Consider the following 2902-nt stretch of genomic DNA (forward strand, 5'->3'; position numbering starts at 1 on the left):
CTTTAAGCCTTTGGTTTTATGCATGTCGTTGGCCCAAAACCGGGGCCACTTTTGGGCGACATGCATTAGAAACCGAAAGCCAGCCATGCGGTGCCGGCGGCCAGCGTTATCAGCGTCAAAGGCAAGCCGACCTTGAAAAAAGCGCCGAACGACAGCGTCGTGCCGGCGGCCCGCGCCTGTTCGGCGACGATCAGGTTGGCGACCGAACCCAGCAGCGTGAAATTGCCGGCCAGCGTCGAGCTCATGGCGACGACCAGCCAGGCGCGCTCGGGGTTTTCGAGGCCGGGTATGAAGGGCCGCAGCGCCAGCACGGCCGGAACATTGCTCATGATGTTGGAAAGCACCGCGGTGAAGCCGGACAAGCGCCAGACGTCGTCCAGCCCGAGGTTCCTGGCCGAAGCGATCATGTCGGGCGAAAGAAGCGTCTTTTCAGCGCCGGCGACGACAACGAACAGACCGGCGAACATGAACAGCAGCGGACCGTCGATCTCGCGGTAGATGCGCTCCGGCTTGATGGCCCGGGTGAGCAAGAGGATGGCGCCGCCGATGAGTGCTGCCTTGGCGACGGGCACGCCGGCGAAGAAGGCAATTGCCAGCCCGATGCAGACCACCACCGCCTTCAGCACCTGCCCCTTGTGCATGCGGCCACGCGAGACCTCGGGCGTCAGTTGGACGGTGCGGGCGAATTCGGCCCGGAAGACAATGCGGATGATGACAACGACCGCGACGAGGCCGAACAGGGCGACCGGAGCCAGCGCTGCCGAAAAGGCCGGATAGGAAATGCCCGACAGTGCACCGATGACCATGTTTTGGGGATTGCCGGTGATGGTTGCGACGCTGCCGCAATTCGACGCGGTGGCGGTGGCGATCAGATAGGGGATCGGGTTGCGCTTGATCACACGGGTGACGTGGACGACGATCGGCGCCATGACGAGACAGATGGCGTCGTTGACCAGGAAGGCGGACAACACGCCGGTCAGCAGCGTCACCATCACCAAGAGCATGAAGGGCGCATGCGCGTGCTCGATGGCGACGGCGCCAAGGCCACGAAAGGCGCCCGACACTTTTAAATGCGCCACCACAATCATCATGCCGAGCAGAAGCGTGATGGTATCGAAATTGATCGCCCGGTACGCATCCTCCATGCTGAGCGCGCCGATGGCGATCATCGCGGCCCCGCCGAGAAGCGCGATCCCTGCCCGGTCGAGGCGCAGGCCGGGGATGCGGCCAATGGCGACACCGGCGTAAGTCAGGATCAGGATCAGCAGTGCCGCCGCGCCCATCAAAGTCATCGATAAGAAGTCCTGCCCAGTCTGTGGCACGCCGCTGGCTGTCGGCCCCATTCGTCCGCTTTGCGTGCCTGCTTTAGCGCGATGTCGAGATCGATGACAGCGGGCATGTTGTTGCGCCAAGGATGTCCCATGGCCCAAAGGATGACGTGCAGCTAACGCAGGTAGAAATCCAGCCTCTGTCGCACAGCTTGGGAAGAATAGGTCTGCTCGACGGTCTGCCGTGCCTTGAGGCCCACTGCCGCCCGCAGCGCCGGGTCGGCTTTGAGATCGGCCAGGATGCGCGCCGCCTGCTGCGTCGTTTCGAACAAGAAACCGTTTTCGCCATGCCTGATATGGTCGGAATAACCGCCATATGAATGGCAGACCACGGGCAACCCGCAGGCCATCGCCTCGAACACCACGCGACCGAAGGTTTCCATATGCCAACCGGTGCGATAATAAAACACGTCGAGCGTCTGCAGAAACTCTTCGGCGGAAAATTGGCCGGGTGGGAACAGTTCGAGTTGCGGATGCGGCATGAGGCTGTCCTTGAGCCCTATCCCTCCCTGTATCCGCAAGGCTGTACCTTCGGCCAGCAATGTCTTGTAGAGGGGTATGTCATCGGGATGATGTTTGCCCGGCCCATCGCGGCTCAAGCGTCCGACGGTGAAGGGACGATCCGAACCCAGACGCCGTGGTGAAAAACGTTCGATATCGATCGGAGACGGATGCACGGTGCCATCGACTTGGAGCATCCGTCTCTGAAAATCGGAAATCAGCACCAGTTCGGCGTCGGGCCAGTTCAGCATGCGGGGCATGCGTCTCGTCAGCGAGATGATTTTCGGGTGAAAGGTATTGAAGACATAGATCAGCCGGCGCGGCCGCGGGATCAGGTAAGGCCATATCTTGTTGCGCCAATGAGAGCCGAGAAAGACGTAGGTACCGCCATTCGGTACATCCCACTTCGACAGCGAGACGCGGCGAATCGGGAAATTCCGCATCAACTCGCCGGACACGCTGGAGGAGGTTGCCCACAGATGCACCTCGGAATCGACACTCAACAACCGGTACAGTTCCAGAGCTTCAAGGTCACTGCCACCGAAGGGGTCCTGAAAGCCGTTGAACAAATGGATCATAATAGCTGTGTTTACCTGACCGTTTCCGCATATGTTCGCCAGCATCAAAAATCATGATCGCTGTCGGCCGGAACGCTTGGAAACTCAGAGTCAAAACCGTTTCTGCCGACAACGAAAATCGCCAACGCGGGGGAGTATACCGGCAAGCGGTTGCAGTCCATGGCCCATCGAGCCGGCATGCTATCCGTAAGGATCGGATTCCTTGCGGCTGATTATAAGCATTTGGAAACATAGAAGGAGCGTCTGTTTCGAGAGCTTCCCGATCAGCCTTCTGCAAGTTTCTGCCATCAATGCACGGTGGCGACGCCGGGCGCAGGCGCCGGAGACGTTCCGGCCGGATCGAAGCTGACTTGATCGCGTCCGTTCGACTTGGCCGTGTAAAGCCTTCTGTCGGCAGCGGAGAACATTTCCTCATAGGTGATCGGGCCGGTAAAGCTTGTGCCGCCGATGCTGACGGAAAGCGGACACGGCATGCCGCCGGGAGAGAATTCCATC

General features: G+C 60.2%; 3 protein-coding genes. All 3 read right to left on the reverse strand.

Going from position 1 to position 2902, the window contains the following annotated elements; genetic code table 11:
* Positions 1 to 65 precede the first annotated feature (65 nt).
* Positions 66 to 1292: an anion transporter gene (locus EN969_RS24875; protein ID WP_013532433.1), complete on the reverse strand. Its 1227-nt coding sequence runs from the start codon at positions 1290 to 1292 to the stop codon at positions 66 to 68.
* Between the two features lie 152 nt (positions 1293 to 1444).
* Positions 1445 to 2407: a glycosyltransferase gene (locus tag EN969_RS24880; RefSeq protein ID WP_013532434.1), complete on the reverse strand. Its 963-nt coding sequence runs from the start codon at positions 2405 to 2407 to the stop codon at positions 1445 to 1447.
* A 287-nt stretch (positions 2408 to 2694) separates the two neighbouring features.
* Positions 2695 to 2902, reverse strand: a 208-nt coding sequence (locus EN969_RS24885; RefSeq protein ID WP_164758465.1) for a GGDEF domain-containing protein, incomplete at its 5' end; no start/stop codon positions are given.

Origin of the sequence: Mesorhizobium sp. M7A.F.Ca.CA.003.01.2.1, from assembly GCF_003998945.1 — a bacterium.
GTDB lineage: Bacteria > Pseudomonadota > Alphaproteobacteria > Rhizobiales > Rhizobiaceae > Mesorhizobium > Mesorhizobium ciceri.